The sequence below is a fragment of the Streptomyces sp. SID5643 genome (genome assembly GCF_009872555.1).
GTDB classification, from domain to species: Bacteria; Actinomycetota; Actinomycetes; order Streptomycetales; family Streptomycetaceae; genus Streptomyces; species Streptomyces iakyrus.
Genome location: NZ_WWIC01000089.1, coordinates 1 through 17,346, shown reverse-complemented (window position 1 = coordinate 17,346; position 17,346 = coordinate 1). Strand labels below are relative to the sequence as shown.

Annotated in this window: 15 protein-coding genes and 1 pseudogene; 11 read left to right on the top strand and 5 right to left on the bottom strand. The window is 69.9% G+C overall.

The window, feature by feature from the left end:
* Nucleotides 1–95: 95 nt before the first annotated feature.
* Complete coding sequence (locus tag GTY56_RS11110) at nt 96–2,318, top strand: protein kinase domain-containing protein (protein ID WP_161364938.1); 2,223 nt, start codon at nt 96–98, stop codon at nt 2,316–2,318.
* 18 nt (nt 2,319–2,336) lie between these two features.
* On the opposite strand, the gene nadA is transcribed toward GTY56_RS11110, so the two are convergent.
* Nucleotides 2,337–3,521, bottom strand: a complete 1,185-nt coding sequence (nadA, locus tag GTY56_RS11105) for a quinolinate synthase NadA (protein WP_161364936.1) — start codon at nt 3,519–3,521, stop codon at nt 2,337–2,339.
* Nucleotides 3,522–3,804: 283 nt separating this feature from the next.
* On the opposite strand from nadA, the gene erpA reads away from it, so the two are divergent.
* Nucleotides 3,805–4,161 carry an iron-sulfur cluster insertion protein ErpA gene (gene erpA / locus GTY56_RS11100; RefSeq protein WP_030837535.1) on the top strand — a complete coding sequence of 119 codons (357 nt, stop codon included), beginning with the start codon at nt 3,805–3,807 and terminating at the stop codon, nt 4,159–4,161.
* 91 nt (nt 4,162–4,252) lie between these two features.
* Here erpA and GTY56_RS11095 read toward each other — a convergent pair whose 3' ends face one another.
* Both GTY56_RS11095 and GTY56_RS11090 read right to left on the bottom strand, forming a co-directional pair.
* Nucleotides 4,253–6,196: a hypothetical protein gene (locus GTY56_RS11095; RefSeq protein WP_161364934.1), complete on the bottom strand. Its 1,944-nt coding sequence runs from the start codon at nt 6,194–6,196 to the stop codon at nt 4,253–4,255.
* A 146-nt stretch (nt 6,197–6,342) separates the two neighbouring features.
* Entirely contained in the window at nt 6,343–6,552 is a 210-nt protein-coding gene (locus GTY56_RS11090) for a hypothetical protein (RefSeq protein ID WP_161364932.1), read from the bottom strand.
* 132 nt (nt 6,553–6,684) lie between these two features.
* Here GTY56_RS11090 and GTY56_RS11085 point away from each other — a divergent pair, with 132 nt between their 5' ends.
* Nucleotides 6,685–7,659 carry a PfkB family carbohydrate kinase gene (locus tag GTY56_RS11085; protein ID WP_161364930.1) on the top strand — a complete coding sequence of 325 codons (975 nt, stop codon included), beginning with the start codon at nt 6,685–6,687 and terminating at the stop codon, nt 7,657–7,659.
* 86 nt (nt 7,660–7,745) lie between these two features.
* On the opposite strand, the gene GTY56_RS11080 is transcribed toward GTY56_RS11085, so the two are convergent.
* Nucleotides 7,746–9,125: an aminotransferase class V-fold PLP-dependent enzyme gene (locus GTY56_RS11080; RefSeq protein WP_161364928.1), complete on the bottom strand. Its 1,380-nt coding sequence runs from the start codon at nt 9,123–9,125 to the stop codon at nt 7,746–7,748.
* A gap of 286 nt (nt 9,126–9,411) precedes the next feature.
* On the opposite strand from GTY56_RS11080, the gene ctaC reads away from it, so the two are divergent.
* The 4 genes from ctaC to GTY56_RS11060 all read left to right on the top strand — a co-directional run bounded on the left by ctaC (nt 9,412) and on the right by GTY56_RS11060 (nt 13,890).
* Complete coding sequence (ctaC, locus tag GTY56_RS11075) at nt 9,412–10,377, top strand: aa3-type cytochrome oxidase subunit II (protein ID WP_107454510.1); 966 nt, start codon at nt 9,412–9,414, stop codon at nt 10,375–10,377.
* Entirely contained in the window at nt 10,374–12,110 is a 1,737-nt protein-coding gene (gene ctaD / locus GTY56_RS11070; protein ID WP_161364926.1) for an aa3-type cytochrome oxidase subunit I, read from the top strand. Before ctaC ends, ctaD begins: the two co-directional genes overlap by 4 nt.
* Entirely contained in the window at nt 12,107–12,505 is a 399-nt protein-coding gene (ctaF, locus tag GTY56_RS11065) for an aa3-type cytochrome oxidase subunit IV (RefSeq protein WP_161364924.1), read from the top strand. Before ctaD ends, ctaF begins: the two co-directional genes overlap by 4 nt.
* A 131-nt stretch (nt 12,506–12,636) precedes the next feature.
* The gene (locus GTY56_RS11060; RefSeq protein WP_161364910.1) at nt 12,637–13,890 is read left to right on the top strand and encodes a L,D-transpeptidase; all 1,254 of its coding nucleotides are present in this window, start codon (nt 12,637–12,639) and stop codon (nt 13,888–13,890) included.
* A gap of 103 nt (nt 13,891–13,993) precedes the next feature.
* Here the strand turns inward: GTY56_RS11060 and GTY56_RS11055 are convergent, their stop codons facing one another.
* A complete protein-coding gene (locus GTY56_RS11055) occupies nt 13,994–14,395 on the bottom strand; it encodes a response regulator (RefSeq protein ID WP_033312740.1) in 402 nt (133 codons plus the stop codon).
* A gap of 145 nt (nt 14,396–14,540) precedes the next feature.
* On the opposite strand from GTY56_RS11055, the gene ctaE reads away from it, so the two are divergent.
* From ctaE to GTY56_RS11035, 4 genes and pseudogenes are all read left to right on the top strand, one after another.
* Nucleotides 14,541–15,161, top strand: a complete 621-nt coding sequence (gene ctaE / locus GTY56_RS11050; RefSeq protein ID WP_161364908.1) for an aa3-type cytochrome oxidase subunit III — start codon at nt 14,541–14,543, stop codon at nt 15,159–15,161.
* 81 nt (nt 15,162–15,242) lie between these two features.
* Nucleotides 15,243–16,055 carry a cytochrome bc1 complex diheme cytochrome c subunit gene (gene qcrC, locus GTY56_RS11045; RefSeq protein ID WP_161364906.1) on the top strand — a complete coding sequence of 271 codons (813 nt, stop codon included), beginning with the start codon at nt 15,243–15,245 and terminating at the stop codon, nt 16,053–16,055.
* Nucleotides 16,052–17,125 carry a cytochrome bc1 complex Rieske iron-sulfur subunit gene (qcrA, locus tag GTY56_RS11040; protein ID WP_161364904.1) on the top strand — a complete coding sequence of 358 codons (1,074 nt, stop codon included), beginning with the start codon at nt 16,052–16,054 and terminating at the stop codon, nt 17,123–17,125. The genes qcrC and qcrA overlap by 4 nt, the downstream gene beginning before the upstream one ends.
* Nucleotides 17,122–17,346: pseudogene (locus tag GTY56_RS11035) on the top strand (cytochrome bc1 complex cytochrome b subunit); the annotation flags it as partial. The gene qcrA and the pseudogene GTY56_RS11035, both read left to right, overlap by 4 nt.

The window sequence follows — 17,346 nt, the reverse complement described above, 5'->3', positions numbered from 1 at the left end:
GCACCGGACCTCCACGTCCGGTGCCCGGCCGCCGCCATGTCCGCGTTACGTATCCTGTGGCCTCGAACGGCTTGACGGGGGAAGGGGGTTCGGGCGTGCCGCTGCACAGCGAGGACCCGAAGTCGGTCGGCGGCTACCGGCTGCTCGACCGGCTCGGGGCCGGGGGCATGGGCGTCGTCTACCGGGCCAGGGCACGCTCGGGACGTGACGTGGCCATCAAGGTCGTCCACGCCCAGTACGCCGCGGACCCCGTCTTCCGGGCCCGGTTCCGGCAGGAGATCGCGGCGGTCCGCAAGGTCAGCGGAGCCTTCACGGCACCGGTGCTGGACGCGGATCCCGAGGCGGCCCGGCCCTGGATGGCGACCCAGTACGTGCCCGGGCCCTCGCTCGCCCGGCGGATCCGCGACCGGGGTGCCCTGCCGGACGCCGAACTGCGCGGGCTGGCCCTGGGCCTGGTGGAGGCCCTGCACGACATCCACCGGGCAGGGGTGGTGCACCGGGACCTGAAGCCGGCCAACGTCCTGCTGGCCGAAGACGGCCCGCGCGTCATCGACTTCGGCATCTCCCGCGCGGCGGAGAACCACCAGACGCTGACCGAGACCGGCCAGATGATCGGCACACCGCCCTTCATGTCCCCCGAACAGCTCGTCGACGCCCGGGCGGTCGGCCCGGCGTCGGACGTGTTCTCCCTCGGGGCGCTGCTGGTGTACTCCGTCACCGGGCGCGGCCCCTTCGACGCGGACAGCCCTTATCTGACGGCCTACCGGGTGGTGCACGACGAACCGGTGCTCACGGGCGTCGACGGGCCGCTGCGCGGGCTGCTGGAGCGCTGCCTGTCCAAGGAGCCGGTGGACCGGCCCGGTCTCGACGAGCTGGCCCGGGAGCTGGCGGACGTCCTGCCCGAGCCGGGGGACGGCGACCCGGCCACCATGTCCCTGCGCGCGGACCGGCTCGCGGCGGTCGAGCCCGCCCACCCCGCAACCGTGGCGGACCCCGCCCGCCCCCGCCGCCGTATCCGCCCGCTGCTCGCGGCGACGGGCACGGTCGGCGCCGCCGTCCTCGGCCTGACGGCCTATCTGACGCTCGGCCCCGGCTGGGCGCAGAGCGCGGACCGGGAAGGGGCGTCACCGTCCGCGAACTCCCGGTGGGCGGCGCCCCCGGACGGCTGGCAGCCCTGGCAGACGACCGTGTACGAGACGGCCGCGCGCGGTGTGCGCACGACGCAGCAGCCGCAGCCCGGAGGGCTGCGGGGCGGTCCGGTGTGCCGGACGGAGGAGGGGGCCGTCTACTGCGCGGGCGACGGCATCCTGCCCGTCCGCCTCGACGGGAGGACGGGCAAGACGGTCTGGCGCGCCGGCCCCGTGGCGGCCGTCACCGGCGACGACCTCTCCAGGTTCGAGATCCTGACCGTCCGGGACGACGCCGTCCTGGTGCAGCAGGAGCCCCCGGGCGAGGGGGCGACCCGGGTCTTCGCGTTCGACACCCGGACCGGCGAACGGCTCTGGGACCGCGCGGTGAACGACGCGTGGGCGGAGGTGGCCGTGTCGGGTGACGTCGTCGTGCTCCCGGAGGGCGACGGCACCTCGGTGACGGCCCGCACGATCCGCACCGGCGATTCGCGCTGGACGGAACGTCTGCCCGCGAAGCACGCCTGCGGGATCGAAGAAGTGGCCGGGAAGCTGTGGCTGGAGTGCAGCCCGGAGGCGAGACCGGAAGAGGCTCTCGTCATGGAGCTGCACCCGGCCGACGGCCCGGCGCGCCGGCTGAGCGTGCCCCACCAGGTCGGCGGGCTGCTCGGCACCTTCGACGGCCGGCTCCTGTTCCTGGACCTGACCCAGGACGAGGACGGGAACGTCCTCGTGGGCCAGGACCCGCCCTATGCGGCCATCCGGCTCGTGGACCCCGCCACCGGCGCCCAGAGCACGACAGAGCTGGCCGAGGAGTACGAGGGAAAGGTGACGCTGGCGGACGGCACCCTGTGGTTCGCCACCGCCAGTGGACGCGTCACCGCCGTGTCGGCCCGCACGGGCAAGCCCTTGTGGCAGACCCCGACCAGCCTGGAACAGCCGGGCGAGGCGACGTACGACCCGCGGGCCCGGGCCGTGTACCTCGCCAGCGCCAGCGGCCGCGTCGGAGCGCTCGACACGAAGAAGGGCACGCTGCTCTGGGAGACGCAGCCCAGGGCCCAGAGCAACGCCACCGACTGGGGCGCCACCCCGGTACGGCTCCTCGAAGGGGCCCTCGTGGCGACCACCCCGGGCGGCAGCATCTTCACCCTGGACCCCGCGCACCCCGAGCGGAAACCCCGCTCGGGGTGACGACGGACGGGGCGTGGGTTACGGCAGGGCCAGCATCCGCTCCAGGGCCAGCTTCGCGAAGGCCTCCGTCTCCTTGTCCACCTCGATGCGGTTGACGAGGTTGCCCTCGGCCAGCGACTCCAGGGCCCAGACCAGGTGGGGGAGGTCGATGCGGTTCATGGTCGAGCAGAAGCAGACCGTCTTGTCGAGGAAGACGATCTCCTTGCCCTCCGGCGCGAAACGGTTCGCCAGGCGGCGGACCAGGTTCAGCTCCGTACCGATGGCCCACTTGGAGCCGGCCGGCGCGGCCTCCAGGGCCTTGATGATGTACTCCGTCGAGCCGACGTAGTCCGCCGCGGCCACGACCTCGTGCCTGCACTCGGGGTGCACCAGGACGTTCACGCCGGGGATGCGCTCGCGCACGTCGTTCACCGAGTCCAGGCTGAAGCGGCCGTGCACCGAGCAGTGGCCGCGCCACAGGATCATCTTCGCCGCGCGCAGCTCGTCGGCGGTCAGGCCGCCGTTCGGCCGGTGCGGGTTGTAGACGACGCAGTCCTCCAGGGACATGCCCATGTCGCGCACGGCGGTGTTGCGGCCCAGGTGCTGGTCGGGCAGGAAGAGCACCTTCTCGCCCTGCTCGAACGCCCAGTCCAGGGCCCGCTTGGCGTTGGACGAGGTGCAGATCGTGCCACCGTGCTTGCCGGTGAACGCCTTGATGTCGGCGGAGGAGTTCATGTACGAGACGGGCACGACCTGCTCGGCTATGCCGGCCTCGGTCAGCACGTCCCAGCACTCGGCGACCTGCTCGGCCGTCGCCATGTCGGCCATCGAGCAGCCGGCGGCGAGGTCGGGCAGGACGACCTTCTGGTCGTCGGACGTCAGGATGTCCGCGGACTCCGCCATGAAGTGCACGCCGCAGAACACGATGTACTCGGCCTCCGGGCGGGCGGCCGCGTCGCGGGCCAGCTTGAACGAGTCACCCGTCACGTCGGCGAACTGGATGACCTCGTCGCGCTGGTAGTGGTGGCCGAGCACGAAGACCTTGTCCCCGAGCTTCTCCTTCGCCTTGCGGGCGCGCTCCACCAGGTCCGGGTCGGACGGCGAGGGCAGGTCGCCGGGGCACTCCACACCGCGCTCGCTCTTCGGGTCGGCCTCACGGCCGAGGAGCAGCAGGGCGAGGGGCGTCGGCTGTACGTCGAGCTCCTGGGTCTGGGCGGTGGTCACGACACGCACCCTTTCTGTTTCTGCGACTTTTCGTCGATTTGACGCTATCTATCATAACCGCTTCACGTCACTTTGACGATGGCCATAGCGTCTGTGTGACGTGAATCCCGGTGGGCCGCCGTTCATTCCCGGGAAGACCCGGAAAGAGCCGTTTTCCGGTTCCCGATGCGTGTGCGAGCATGAAAAGGAGCCGAGATCGAGCGCCCGGCCCAGGAATGATTCCGGGGCCCCGCCGGTTGGAACCGTCGGCAAGCAGTCTCCGTACAACCCGGGAGAGATGTAGATGTCCGTATCGGACGAGACCAGCACCGTCACCGACGGCATCATCCTGACCGACGCCGCCGCGTCCAAGGTCAAGGCGCTGCTCGACCAGGAAGGCCGCGAGGACCTCGCGCTGCGCGTCGCCGTCCAGCCCGGCGGCTGCTCGGGCCTGCGCTACCAGCTCTTCTTCGACGAGCGCGCCCTCGACGGCGACGTCGAGAAGGACTTCGATGGTGTGAAGGTCGTCACCGACCGCATGAGCGCCCCGTACCTGGGCGGTGCCACGATCGACTTCGTGGACACCATCGAGAAGCAGGGCTTCACGATCGACAACCCGAACGCGACGGGCTCCTGCGCCTGCGGCGACTCCTTCAGCTGAGCCTGCCGAGCCGCCCCCCGGCGGCCGCGGACACGACGAAGGCGGCGGCCCTCTCCGACGGGGCCGCCGCCTTCGTGCCGTACGGCCGCTCCTACCGCTCCCGGGTGGGCGGAGCCGGCAGCCGCGCGCCCTCCTTGGCCAGCGGCACCGCCTTGCCGTCCGAGTTCACCACCGCCCGGTCACCGAGCGGCTCGTCCAGCTGGACGGTCTCCTGGAACTGCTTGGCGATCAGGATGCAGATCGCGTTCGGCCACGGGGTCGACGTCACGGTGACCGTCACCTCGCCGCCCTTCTCGCTCGCCTTCACGTCGTAGTCCTCGCACACCCCGCCCGTGAAGGTCACCGTCAGCTCCGCGCCCTCGGCCCGGTAACCGTCCACCTCCACCTCACGCGGGCCCGGATCCGCCGTCGGCCGGTCACTCGGCTCGCTCGGCTCGGGGGAGGCCAGGAACTTCGGCTCCACCGCCGGATACGTCACCGTGAACGGGTCCTTCGCGCCCGGCGCCGTCACCTCGAACAGCCAGGACGGCACCAGCGCCTGCCGCCCGTCCACGACGTGCGCGGCCAGCCCGAACACCGCTTTCTCGACCGTGACGGTGTCCTGCTGGGGAGCGCCGCTCGACGGCTGCTCGCAGGGCTGCTCCGGCCGGTCCTCCAGCGGCACCGGGCCGGCGCAGCCGCCGATGCCCATCCGGTGATCGCTCTTCGGCTGCCCCTCCATCAGCTCCAGCGCCTTCCGTGCGCCGACCACGGGGTACGTGTCGCCCTTCACCGGTGTCTTCAGCTGGCCGCTGCCGCCGACGACCTCGCCGTCGGAGCCGACCGTGATCCCGGTCGTCCAGCCGTGCGTGGGCAGTCCGCCGACCTCGGGGGAGGCGTTCACCATCCGCTGGGCGCCCATGACCTGGCTCGCGTCGACCTTCGCGTCGTCCTGACCCAAGGCCTTCAGCACCGGCGCCGCGGCCTTCTCCGCCACGTCCTCGCCCACCGGGGTGCCGCCGGGCTGCGGGGCGGTGCAGGTGTCGGTGCCCTTGCAGGCGTCGGTCCCCGGGGCGTACCGGGTGAACGTCCAGGCGCCCGGCGCCTGCCGGTTCACCTGGAGGCTGGGCCCCGACCCGTCCTGGCCCCCGATCTTCCAGGCCTCGCCCTGCGCCACCGGCGCGCCGTCGACCCCGAGGGCCTTCGCCAGCCGGGTCACCTCCGCCTTCGTGACCTCGCCCTGCGCCCGGTAGACCGGCGCTTTGCCGGGACCGTCGGGGAGGGTGCCGTCGACCCGGTAGGTGGCGCCGTAGGGGTTGGGCTCGCCGGGTGCGATGCCGTTGCCGCCGCCCGTCGTGGACTCCGAGTAGCCGTCGAGCACGAGCGGCGGGGGAGAGCCGTCCCCACCGGGCGCGCCGGACGACGTACCGCCGCCCGGCCCGCTGGACGCGTTGGAGGCGAGCCAGGCCCCGCCACCGCCGATCATCAGCACGGCTGCGGCGACGGAGGCGATGATCGCGGGCGTACGGGGACGGCCACCGCCGGGACGGACCAGGTCCTCTTCGTCCCGGGTGATGTCATCCACCGGTACCGGGGCGGCATCGGGGCGGGCTTCGGGGCGGGCTTCTTCCTCGGCGCCCGCGGCTTGCGGTGTGCCCGGCTCTTCGGCTGCCGGAGCCGCCTCGTCCTTGATGTCCCGAGCGGCCTGTGCATCCTCACCGGGAGCCTGAGCAGCCCCGGCAGCCCCGGCAGCCCCGGAGGCCTCAGAGGTCTCGGCGGCTTCGGTGACTTCGGAGGCCTCCGAAGTCTTGGCGGCTTCGGTGACCTCGGGGGCCTCCGAAGTCTTGGCGGCTTCGGTGACCTCGGAGGTCTCGTCAGACTCAGCGGCATCCGGCGACACGGGGGCCTCGGCAGCCACGTCGGTTTCCGCCGGCTCCCCGGCCTCCGCCGGGGTTCCGGCGTCCGCCGTACCCGGCTCCTCGACCTCCGGGGCATCGGCGGTGGCGCCGGCCGCTTCCCTGGCGTCGTCGTCGTTGTCGGGTCGCTCGGTGTTCACCGCATCGCTCCTTCGGCTGCACAGCTGTCCCATGGGACCCGGCCCGTCACCTACGGGCCCGCTGGTGGGTCGTATCCCGCCTCCCCTTTACGGGGGACAGCGATGGGACGCAGCGGGGGAGCACACGGTTCCCGCGTGTGCGCCGTTCAGTCCCCGTAGTCCTCCATGGCGTCGAGCAGCCGGGCCGAGGCGGGAGGTACGGACACGCCGTGGATCAGGGCCGGGGAGACCGGCCGCGAGGCGGCCCGGGCGGGGACCGCCCAGTGCGGAGCCATGCGTGCCCCGTCCCCGGGCAGCGACGCCAGATCGCCTTCGAGATCGACCGGAAGGGGTGCATGGACCTTGAGGTTCGTCATAGCGGCACCGTATGCACGGTGGAGCTCACGGAGAAAGATCTACTATCGGGTAGTTTCGCTGCCTTCAGAGCTGCCCCGCCCACCCGATAGCGTGAACTGTCAAGGTCCGCCTCCCTCAGGAGAATCCACGCCGTGCGCATCGCAGTCACCGGCTCCATCGCCACCGACCACCTCATGACCTTCCCCGGCCGCTTCGCCGACCAGCTCGTAGCGGACCAGCTGCACACGGTCTCGCTGTCGTTCCTGGTCGACAAGCTCGACGTCCGCCGCGGTGGCGTCGCCGCGAACATCGCGTTCGGCATGGGACAGCTCGGCACCCGCCCGATCCTGGTCGGCGCTGCCGGCGCGGACTTCGACGAGTACCGCGCCTGGCTGGAGCGGCACGGCGTCGACACCGACTCCGTCCGCATCTCCGACACGCTGCACACCGCCCGCTTCGTGTGCACGACCGACGCCGACCACAACCAGATCGGCTCCTTCTACACCGGCGCCATGAGCGAGGCCCGCCTCATCGAGCTGAAGACGGTCGCCGACCGTGTCGGCGGCCTCGACCTGGTCTCCATCGGCGCCGACGACCCCGAGGCCATGCTCCGCCACACCGAGGAGTGCCGCTCCCGGTCCATCCCGTTCGCCGCCGACTTCTCCCAGCAGATCGCCCGGATGGACGGCGAGGAGATCCGCATCCTGCTGGACGGGGCCACGTACCTCTTCTCCAACGAGTACGAGAAGGGCCTCATCGAGACCAAGACCGGCTGGAGCGACGAGGAGATCCTGTCCCGCGTCGGCCACCGCGTCACCACCCTGGGCGCGCGCGGCGTGCGCATCGAGCGGGCCGGCGAGGACCCGGTCGAGGTCGGCACGCCGGACGAGGAGCGCAAGGCCGACCCCACGGGCGTCGGCGACGCCTTCCGCGCGGGGTTCCTGTCGGGCCTGGCCTGGGGCGTCTCCCTGGAGCGGGCCGCGCAGATCGGCTGCATGCTGGCGACCCTCGTCATCGAGACGGTGGGGACGCAGGAGTACCAGCTGCGGCGCGGGCACTTCATGGAGCGGTTCACCAAGGCGTACGGCGACGAGGCGGCTACCGAGGTGCAGGGGCATCTGGCCTGACCGTCGCCGTGTCCGGGTGCGTGGGGGCCGGTCGCGCTCACGCGGCGGTAGCCGCACAGCGAAACAGCCCCGCGCCCCTGGGTCGCTCAGCTCGCCCGGCGGATCAAGAACGCCCTGCCCTTGTCCGCCGGCTCCTCGCCCACGTACTCCTGGCCCCGCATCTCGCACCACGCCGGGATGTCCAGGCGGGCCGCCTCGTCGTCCGACAGGACCCGGACCAGGCCGCCCACCGGCACGTCGCCGATGACCTTGGCGAGTTCGATGACCGGGATCGGGCACCGCTTGCCCAGGGAGTCCACGACGAGCGCGTCGGCCTCCTTCACCACCGTCTGGGAAACCGGCGCCCCCAGCTTCTCCCGCACCGCCGTCACGGCCCGGGGGAGGACGGCCAGGAACCGCTCCACGTCCTCCTCCGCCGTCCCGGGCGGCAGCGAAACCCGCACATTCCCTTCACTCAGCACGCCCATCGCCCGCAGCACATGGCTCGGCGTCAGCGTGCTGCTCGTGCAGGACGATCCGGACGAGACCGAGAAGCCCTCCCGGTCCAGCTCGTGCAGCAGCGCCTCCCCGTCGACGTACAGGCAGGAGAAGGTGACGACCCCGGGCAGCCGGCGCACCGGGTCGCCGACGACCTCGACGTCAGGCACCAGCCGCGGCACCCGGGCCCGGATCCGGTCCGTCAGCTCCCGCAGGCGCACGGCCTCCTCGGCCGCCTCGGCCCGCACGGCCCGCAGCGACGCGGCCGCCGCCACGATCGCCGGGATGTTCTCGAAACCGGGCGCCCGCCCCGACTCCCGCTCGTCCACCGGCCCCTGCGCCGCGAACCGCACGCCCTTGCGGACCACGAGCAGCCCGACGCCGGACGGCCCGCCCCACTTGTGCGCACTGGCCGTCAGCAGCGACCAGCCCCCGTCCACCGGCCCCCACCCGAGCGACTGCGCCGCGTCCACCAGCAACGGCACCCCGGCCTCCCGGCACACCTCCGCCACCGCCCCGACCGGCTGCTCGGTCCCCACCTCGTGGTTGGCGGACTGGAGGCACGCCAGCGCGGTGTCCCCGCGCAGGGCGTCACCGTAGGCCGCGGGGTCCACCAACCCGGCGCGGTCCACGGCGACCTGGGTGATGCTCCCCCCGGCCGCCTCCAGGAGCTCCGCCGAATGCAGTACAGAGGAATGTTCGACCGCGGACACGATCAGGTGACTCCCCACCCGCCTCCGCCCGGCCAGCGCCCCGGCAATCCCGGTGTGCACGGCACGGGTTCCGGACGAGGTGAAGGCCAGCTCGTCCGGCCGGCAGCCCACCGCCTCGGCGGCGGCCTCCCGCGCCGCGTCCAGCAGAACCCGGGCCCGCCGCCCCTCCCGGTACAGACGCGCGGGATCGGCCCACCCTTCGTCGAGCGAGGCCTGAAGGGCCTGCCGGGCGATCGGATGAAGCGGAACAGCGGAAGCAGCGTCGAAGTAGGCCACACGGCAACGCTAGAACGTCCCCGGGCGAGGCGTACCTCAGGGGCGCGGGGCTGTGACATCTGCGGCTCCGCCGCGGGGCGCGAACAGCCACAAACGGACCGCAGCCGCCAATTCAGCGAACCACCCGGGTGAGTAGGCACCCCTCCCCGAGAACCCCCGGAAGGCGTCGGCTAGGGTTTGGTCCGCATAAACATCCAAACCCCTGCCCGACGCAGGGCGGCGACCGACCAGCGAGAAGGCCAGGCCGCAGCCGACCGCGCGGGCGAGACTCTCGGGAAGGCGCTACGTGAGTCCCAACGGCTCCGACCGCTCGCCGCGGCGCCCGATGCGGCGGAAGCTGCTGCAGGCACTGACCGCGGGCCTGGTCTTGGCGACAGCCACCGGTTGCTCGTACAACTGGGAAGACTTCCCCCGCCTTGGTATGCCCACCCCGACCACGGAAGAGGCTCCGCGGATCCTCTCCCTGTGGCAGGGTTCCTGGGCGGCTGCGCTCGCCGTCGGCGTGCTGGTGTGGGGTCTGATCCTGTGGAGTGCTTTCTTCCACCGGCGCAGCCGCACCAAGGTCGAAGTTCCTCCGCAGACCCGGTACAACATGCCCATCGAGGCGCTGTACACGGTCGTCCCGCTCATCATCGTCTCGGTGCTGTTCTACTTCACCGCCCGTGACGAGTCCGAGCTGCTCAGCCTCAAGAAGAAGCCCGACGTCACGGTCAACGTGGTCGGCTTCCAGTGGAGCTGGTGCTTCAACTACATCGAGCCGGTCGCCGGTTCGACCGGGGACGCCAAGACCTCCAAGGACCTGGACGCGATCCCGGACCGCTTCAAGGAGGACTTCCCCGCCAACGCCGGCGGCGTCTACGACTGCGGCACCCCCGGCACGCGGAACCCGCAGACCAACAACCCGGGCCCGACGCTCTGGCTGCCCAAGGGCAAGACGGTCCGCTTCGTCCTCACCTCGCGTGACGTCATCCACTCCTTCTGGGTGGTGCCGTTCCTGATGAAGCAGGACGTCATCCCGGGCCACACCAACGCCTTCGAGGTGACCCCGAACAAGGAGGGCACCTTCCTCGGCAAGTGCGCCGAGCTCTGCGGCGTCGACCACTCTCGGATGCTGTTCAACGTGAAGGTCGTCTCCCCCGAGCGTTACGAGCAGCACCTCAAGGACCTCGTGGACAAGCAGCAGAACGGTTACGTTCCTGCCGGCATCGCGCAGACGAGCCACGAGAAGAACCGGGAGACGAACAACCTGTGAGCATCCTCAACGAACCCCAGGGTGCCGCGGCAGCAGGGTCCCACTACCAGGACGAGCTGCCGGTCAGGCGCCAGAACCGCGGCAGTGTCGTGGTCAAGTGGCTGACGACGACGGACCACAAGACGATCGGCACGCTGTACCTGGCCACGTCGTTCGCGTTCTTCGTCATCGGTGGCGTGATGGCGCTGTTCATGCGCGCCGAGCTGGCCCGGCCGGGTCTGCAGATCATGTCGAACGAGCAGTTCAACCAGGCGTTCACGATGCACGGCACGATCATGCTGCTGATGTTCGCGACGCCGCTGTTCGCCGGCTTCGCGAACTGGATCATGCCGCTGCAGATCGGCGCGCCCGACGTGGCGTTCCCGCGGCTGAACATGTTCGCCTACTGGCTGTACCTGTTCGGCTCGCTCATCGCGGTCGGCGGCTTCCTCACCCCGCAGGGCGCGGCCGACTTCGGCTGGTTCGCCTACAGCCCGCTCTCGGACGCGGTCCGCAGCCCGGGCATCGGCGCCGACATGTGGATCATGGGCCTGGCCTTCTCCGGCTTCGGCACCATCCTCGGCTCGGTCAACTTCATCACCACGATCATCTGCATGCGCGCCCCCGGCATGACGATGTTCCGCATGCCGATCTTCACCTGGAACGTGCTGCTGACCGGTGTGCTGGTCCTGCTCGCCTTCCCGGTCCTGGCCGCGGCCCTGTTCGCCCTGGAGGCGGACCGCAAGTTCGGCTCGCAGATCTTCGACTCCGCCAACGGCGGGGCCCTGCTGTGGCAACACCTCTTCTGGTTCTTCGGCCACCCAGAGGTGTACATCATCGCGCTGCCGTTCTTCGGCATCATCTCCGAGGTCATCCCGGTCTTCTCCCGCAAGCCGATGTTCGGTTACACGGGTCTGATCGGCGCGACCATCGCGATCGCGGGTCTGTCCGTGACGGTGTGGGCCCACCACATGTACGTCACCGGCGGTGTGCTGCTGCCGTTCTTCTCCTTCATGACGTTCCTCATCGCCGTACCGACCGGCGTGAAGTTCTTCAACTGGATCGGCACGATGTGGAAGGGCTCGCTGTCCTTCGAGACACCGATGCTCTGGGCGACCGGCTTCCTGATCACCTTCACCTTCGGTGGTCTGACCGGTGTCATCCTGGCCTCGCCGCCGATGGACTTCCACGTCTCCGACTCGTACTTCGTGGTCGCGCACTTCCACTACGTCGTCTTCGGCACCGTGGTCTTCGCGATGTTCTCCGGCTTCCACTTCTGGTGGCCCAAGTGGACCGGCAAGATGCTGGACGAGCGCCTCGGCAAGATCACCTTCTGGACGCTGTTCATCGGCTTCCACGGCACGTTCCTGGTCCAGCACTGGCTCGGCGCCGAGGGCATGCCGCGCCGGTACGCCGACTACCTGGCGGCCGACGGCTTCACCGCGCTGAACACGATCTCGACGATCAGCTCGTTCCTGCTCGGCATGTCGATCCTGCCGTTCTTCTACAACGTGTGGAAGACGGCCAAGTACGGCAAGCCGGTCGAGGTCGACGACCCGTGGGGCTACGGCCGCTCCCTGGAGTGGGCGACCTCCTGCCCGCCGCCGCGGCACAACTTCATCACCATGCCGCGCATCCGCAGTGAATCGCCGGCGTTCGACCTGCACCACCCGGAGATCGCCGCTCTCGACCAGCTCGAGAACGTCGGTCACGGCGAGAAGTCCCTCGCTGGCGGCAAGGAGGCCGGCAAGTGAAGATCCAGGGCAAGATGTTCATGTGGCTGAGCGTCTTCGTGCTCGTCATGGCGGTCGTCTATGGCGTGTGGTCGAAGGAGCCGGCCGGCACCACGGCCCTCTTCCTGGCCTTCGGCCTGTGCATCATGATCGGCTTCTACCTCGGCTTCACGGCCAAGCGGGTCGACGTGGGCGCGCAGGACAACAAGGAGGCGGATGTCGCGGACGACGCCGGCGAGGTCGGGTTCTTCAGCCCGCACAGCTGGCAGCCGCTCTCCCTGGCCATCGGTGGCGCCCTCGCCTTCCTGTCGATCGCGATCGGCTGGTGGCTGATGTACTTCTCGCTGCCGATCATCCTGATCGGGATCTGGGGCTGGGTGTTCGAGTACTACCGCGGTGAGAACCGCACCCAGTAACACGCGCCGAGCGCCTCAGGGGCCCGGACACTCCGCAAGGAGCGTCCGGGCCCCTGCTTTTGCCGTAATGCGTGTCACTCGTACGGTTCGCTCGGCGTGCCGCTGTTGACGCTGCTTCCTAGCGTGAGCTCATGAGCCACACAGCGATATCCCGCCCCCGCACCGTCGTCGGCTGCACACTGCTGGTGATTGCCCTCTGCGCGGGCGTCACCGCCTGCGGCTCGGACGGCAACCCACTGGCCGCCCGCCCCTACGACGCGGCGGACCAGGTCTCGTTCAGCACCCCCTCGGAAGGCCGCAAGAAGGCCGACCCGGACAAGCCCCTGGAAGTCGTCGAGGACTCCGACGGGCGCATCACGGACGTCACCGCCCACGACGCCTCAGGACGCTACGTGGCGGGCGAACTCGCCGCCGACGGCAGCCGGTGGCACAGCACCTCCCCGCTCGCCGCGAACGCCAGCTACACGGTCCGTGTGAGCACCGAGGACGAGGACGGGGCACCCGGCCGCAAGGTCGTCACCTTCGACACCGGCAAGCCCACCACCAAGAAGAGCCTGGACGTCACCTTCGGACCCAAGACGGGCACCTACGGCGTCGGGCAGCCCGTGACGGCCGAGCTGAGCCGGCCCGTCAAGGACAAGGCCCAGCGGGCCGTCGTGGAACGCGCCCTCAAGGTCTCCTCGACGCCCTCCACGGACGGCGCCTGGCACTGGGTGGACGACAAGAAGCTCCACTACCGCCCGAAGGACTACTGGCCCGCCCAGGCCACCGTCCAGGTCCGCAGCAACCTGCAAGGCATCAAGATCGGCGACCGGATGTGGGGCGGCAAGGCCAAGCCGCTGACCTTCACCACCGCGGACAAGCTCGTGGCCGTCACCGACGCCGCCGCCCACCAGATGACCGTCTACAAGAACGACGAGGTCATCCGGCAGATACCGGTCACCACCGGCATGCCCGGCTACGACACCCGCAACGGCGTCAAGGTCGTCCTGGCCAAGGAGGGCACCGTCCGCATGACCAGCGCCAGCATCGGCGCCTCGGACTTCTACGACCTGATGGTGCACCACTCGGTCCGGGTCACCAACAGCGGCGAGTACGTCCACGCAGCCCCCTGGTCCGTCGGCTCCCAGGGCTTTGCCAACGTCAGCCACGGCTGCACCGGCATGAGCACCGAGAACGCGGCCTGGTTCTACGACACCGTCCGCGAGGGCGACATCGTCAAGGTCGTGAACTCCGGCGGCGACATGATGGCCCCCTTCGGCAACGGCTTCGGCGACTGGAACCTCGACTGGGCGAAGTGGCGCACCGGCAGCGCCCTGGTCGGCGGCACCCCGGACGGCCCCACAGAGGCCGACAGGGCCCGGCTACGCCCTCAGAGCGTCTGACCAGAAGGGGGCGCGGGGCTGTATCGGATCTGCGGCTCCGCCGCGGGGGCGCGAACAACCCCCACGCGCCCGCAGCCGCCGAACAACAAGGCGAACCGAGCCCTTAGGCGTTCAAAGCCGCCTTCTCCCGCAGCAGGGAGGCCAGCGCCGAGGCGAACTCCACCGGCTCCACCGGCAGGGTCACCGCGGACTCGGCCCGGCTCCAGGTCGCCAGCCACGCGTCCTGGGGCCGCCCGATCAGCAACAGCACCGGCGGGCAGTCGAACACCTCGTCCTTGATCTGCCGGCAGACCCCCATGCCCCCCATCGGCACGGCCTCGCCGTCCAGTACACAGACGTCGATCCCACCCCGGTCCAGCTCCTTGAGCACCGCGGCCGGGGTCGCGCACTCCAGGAACTCCACCACGGGGACGTCCGGAGCCGGCCTCCGTCCCGTGGCGAGCCGCACCTGCTCGCGGGTGTTGGAGTCGTCGCTGTAGACCAGCACCGTGGCGGTCGGCTGCATTGTTCCTCCGTGACGTCAGCGTCGTAAGGACAGGCCCGTTGGGCCGGATGCTACTCCCTTGAACACCACGTCAACACCGGTACGACCGGCTTAGACACTCCGAACGGCACCCCCCGGAGTGAGGGCGGGATAAGCGACCGACATAATGTCGGTCGTGGCGACAGCAACGACAGCAGAAACCGGGCACGCGCACCCGTCGGTCAACCGGCCGAACCTCACCAGCGTCGGAACCATCATCTGGTTGAGTTCCGAGCTGATGTTCTTCGCGGCCCTCTTCGCGATGTACTTCACCCTGCGATCGGTGACGGGTCCCGATCACTGGAAGGAGATGGCCTCCCATCTCAACTTCCCGTTCTCGGCGGCGAACACCACCATCCTGGTGCTCTCCTCGCTCACCTGCCAGCTCGGCGTCTTCGCCGCCGAGCGCGGTGACGTGAAGAAGCTCCGGATGTGGTTCATCGTCACGTTCGTGATGGGTGCGATCTTCATCGGCGGCCAGGTGCTCGAGTACACCGAGCTGGTCAAGGAGGCGGGCCTGTCCCTCTCCTCCGACCCGTACGGCTCGGTGTTCTACCTGACCACCGGCTTCCACGGACTGCACGTGACGGGCGGACTCATCGCCTTCCTGCTGGTCCTGGGCCGTACCTACGCGGCCCGGAGGTTCACCCACGAGCAGGCGACGGCCGCGATCGTCGTGTCCTATTACTGGCACTTCGTCGATGTCGTCTGGATCGGTCTCTTCGCCACGATCTACATGATCAAGTAGCAGGGCCCGCATCCGCGCGTGCTCGACGAAGCGCGCATCCCAGAAGCATCGACGCAGAAGATCCTGACACCGGGGTAATCCGTGAAAAAGCTCTCCGCACGACGACGCCACCCGCTGGCGGCGCTCGTCGTCCTACTCCTCGCGCTGGCATGCACCGGGGGGCTGTACGCCGTGTTCGCACCCGCGGACAAGGCGCAGGCCGACGAAACCGCCCAGTCCCTCACCATCGAGGAGGGCAAGAAGCTCTACGCCGTCGGCTGCGCCAGTTGCCACGGCACCGGCGGTCAGGGCACCTCCGACGGGCCGAGCCTGGTGGGTGTGGGCGCCGCGGCCGTCGACTTCCAGGTGGCCACCGGCCGTATGCCGGCCGCCACCTCCCAGGGCCCCCAGGTCCCGGAGAAGAAGAACATCTACTCGCAGGCCGAGATCGACCAGCTCGCGGCGTACATCGCCTCGCTGGGCGCCGGCCCGTCGATCCCGACGGAGGAGCAGTACGGCCCCGAGGGTGCCGACATCGCCAAGGGCGGTGAACTGTTCCGCACCAACTGCGCGCAGTGCCACAACTTCACCGGCAAGGGCGGCGCGCTGACGCACGGCAAGTACGCCCCGACCCTCGAGGGCGCCTCCCCGAAGCACATCTACGAGGCCATGCAGACCGGCCCGCAGAACATGCCGTCCTTCCCCGACACCACGCTGTCGGAGAAGAACAAGAAGGACATCATCGCGTACCTCGACGCGGTCAACAGCGAAAAGACCGAGAGCCCCGGCGGCCTCGAACTGGGTGGCCTCGGGCCGGTCAGCGAGGGCCTGTTCGGCTGGATCTTCGGTCTCGGCGGTCTGATCGCCGTCGCCGTGTGGGTCGCCGCCCGGACCGCAAAGGCCAAGAAGTCATGAGTAGCCAAGACATTCCAGAAGAGAACCTGCCTGCCGCGCAGTCCGCAGGCCATGACGAGCACGGGCACGGCGCGGTGAGCGTCGCGGACGACAAGAACCCGTTCGCCGACCCGGGCCTGCCGCCCCACGAGCACCGGATCCAGGACGTCGACGAGCGGGCCGCCAAGCGCTCGGAGCGCACGGTCGCGCTGCTGTTCACGACGTCGATGCTGGCCACGGTCGCCTTCATCGCCTCCTTCGTGGCGATCCCGGTCGACAAGTCGGTCTACATCTGGCCGCTCGGCCACATCAGCGCCCTGAACTTCGCGCTGGGCATGACGCTCGGCATCGCGCTGTTCTGCATCGGCGCGGGCGCCGTCCACTGGGCACGCACCCTGATGTCGGACGTCGAGGTCGCCGACGAGCGGCACCCGATCGAGGCGACGCCCGAGGTCCGCGAGAAGGTCTTCGCCGACTTCAAGCAGGGTGCCAAGGAGTCCGCGCTCGGCCGCCGCAAGCTGATCCGCAACACGATGCTCGGCGCGCTCACGCTGGTGCCGCTCTCCGGCGTCGTGCTGCTGCGCGACCTCGGCCCGCTGCCCGGCACGAAGCTCCGCCACACGCTGTGGTCCAAGGGCAAGCTGCTCGTCAACATGAACACCAACGAGCCGCTGCGTCCGTCCGACGTCGCGGTCGGTTCGCTGACCTTCGCCAAGCCCGAGGGCCTGGAGGAGCACGACCACTCGTTCCAGAACGAGATCGCCAAGGCCGCCCTGATGATCGTCCGGATCCAGCCGGAGGACATCAAGGACAAGCGCGAGCTCGAGTGGTCGCACGAGGGCATCGTGGCGTACTCGAAGATCTGCACCCACGTCGGCTGCCCGATCTCCCTGTACGAGCAGCAGACGCACCACGTGCTCTGCCCGTGCCACCAGTCCACCTTCGACCTCTCCGACGGTGCCCGAGTGATCTTCGGTCCCGCCGGTCACGCCCTGCCGCAGCTCCGCATCGGCGTGAACGACGAGGGCTACCTTCAGGCGCTCGGCGACTTCGACGAGCCCGTCGGCCCTGCTTTCTGGGAGCGCGGATGAGCACTGCACAGACACGCCGCAAGGCACCCGCGGGTGAGCGGGTCGCCGACTGGGCCGACGGCCGCCTCGGGATCTACTCCCTGGCCAAGGCCAACATGCGCAAGATCTTCCCGGACCACTGGTCCTTCATGCTGGGCGAGATCTGCCTCTACAGCTTCATCATCATCATCCTCACGGGTGTGTACCTGACGCTGTTCTTCCACCCGTCGATGAACGAGGTG

Bases quoted from the DNA above. Each gene is read 5' to 3' on its own strand.
- GTY56_RS11090 (WP_161364932.1), bottom strand. From the start codon at position 6,552: ATGACGAACCTCAAGGTCCATGCACCCCTTCCGGTCGATCTCGAAGGC.
- qcrA (WP_161364904.1), top strand. From the start codon at position 16,052: ATGAGTAGCCAAGACATTCCAGAAGAGAACCTGCCTGCCGCGCAGTCC.
- GTY56_RS11060 (WP_161364910.1), top strand. From the start codon at position 12,637: ATGAGCCACACAGCGATATCCCGCCCCCGCACCGTCGTCGGCTGCACA.
- ctaE (WP_161364908.1), top strand. From the start codon at position 14,541: ATGTCGGTCGTGGCGACAGCAACGACAGCAGAAACCGGGCACGCGCAC.
- GTY56_RS11055 (WP_033312740.1), bottom strand. From the start codon at position 14,395: ATGCAGCCGACCGCCACGGTGCTGGTCTACAGCGACGACTCCAACACC.
- erpA (WP_030837535.1), top strand. From the start codon at position 3,805: ATGTCCGTATCGGACGAGACCAGCACCGTCACCGACGGCATCATCCTG.